Raw genomic sequence first — 1,222 nt, forward strand, 5'->3', positions numbered from 1 at the left:
TCGCCGCGGGCGGGCTGCCGGAGCTGCCCGACGCCGGCAGCCTGCGCATCGGCGCGCCGATCGCCCGACCGTCGGCCGTCTACTGCATCGGCATGAACTACGCGGCACACGCGGCCGAGTCGGGATCGGAGCCACCGAAGCAGCTCGTGATGTTCATGAAGTCGCCCAACACGGTCGTCGGCCCGTACGACGACGTCGCGATCCCGCGTGGCAGCCGGAAGACGGACTGGGAGGTGGAACTCGGCGTCGTGATCGGTCGTCGCGCGAGCTACCTCGACTCCCCCGCCGAGGCCCGGGCGCACGTCGCCGGGTACGTCATGGCGAACGATCTCTCGGAGCGCGACTGGCAGATCGCCGTCTCGGGCGGCCAGTGGTCGAAGGGCAAGAGCGCTCCCGGCTTCTGCCCGACCGGACCGTGGCTCGTCACCGGCGACGAGGTCGATGCCGGCGACGTGCGACTGCGCAGCTTCGTGAACGGCGAGCCCAGGCAGGACTCGCGCACGAGCGACCTCATCTTCGGCATCGACACGATCGTCTGGACGCTCAGCCAGTACCTCGCACTCGAACCCGGCGACCTGATCCTCACCGGCACCCCCGAGGGCGTCGCACTGTCGGGCCGATTCCCCTACCTGGCACCGGGCGACGTCGTCGAACTCGAGATCGACGGCCTCGGGCGCCAGCGCCAGCAGTTCGTCTCCGCCTGACCCGAAGGGAATCCACACATGAGCAGCGAATTCGGCGACCTCGTCGCGATCGTCACCGGCGGAGCATCCGGACTCGGGGCGGCCATCGCGAGGCGGCTCCGACAGGGCGGGGCGCGGGTCGCGATCTTCGACCTGCAGCCCGACGGGGCGGTCCACGCCGACCTGGCCGTCACGGTCGACGTCGCCGACGACGAGAGCGTGCGGGCCGGCGTCGAGCGCGTGGCGACCGAGTTCGGGCGCCTCGACATCGTCGTGAACAACGCCGGGATCGGGGCCCAGGGCACGATCGAGTCGAATGCGGATGCCGAGTGGCACCGGGTCTTCGACGTCAACGTGCTCGGCATGGTGCGGGTCGCCAGGGCCGCGCTCCCCCACCTCCGCAAGTCCCCGGCCGCCGCGATCGTCAACACGTCCTCGATCGCGGCGACGGCCGGGTTGCCCGAGCGCGCGCTGTACTCCGCCAGCAAGGGCGCCGTCGCCGCGCTGACGCGGGCCATGGCCGCCGACCACCTGCGCGA

The 1,222-nt window shown here is 71.5% G+C and carries 2 protein-coding genes; both read left to right on the top strand.

Going from position 1 to position 1,222, the window contains the following annotated elements:
- Window positions 1–704: fumarylacetoacetate hydrolase family protein (locus GH736_RS23170; protein ID WP_159607394.1), on the top strand; the 704-nt coding region annotated here is incomplete at its 5' end.
- 18 nt (window positions 705–722) lie between these two features.
- Window positions 723–1,222: SDR family NAD(P)-dependent oxidoreductase (locus tag GH736_RS23175; RefSeq protein ID WP_159607396.1), on the top strand; the 500-nt coding region annotated here is incomplete at its 3' end.

The sequence above is a fragment of the Agromyces humi genome (assembly GCF_009720255.1).
In the GTDB taxonomy this organism is placed as follows: Bacteria; Actinomycetota; Actinomycetes; order Actinomycetales; family Microbacteriaceae; genus Agromyces; species Agromyces humi.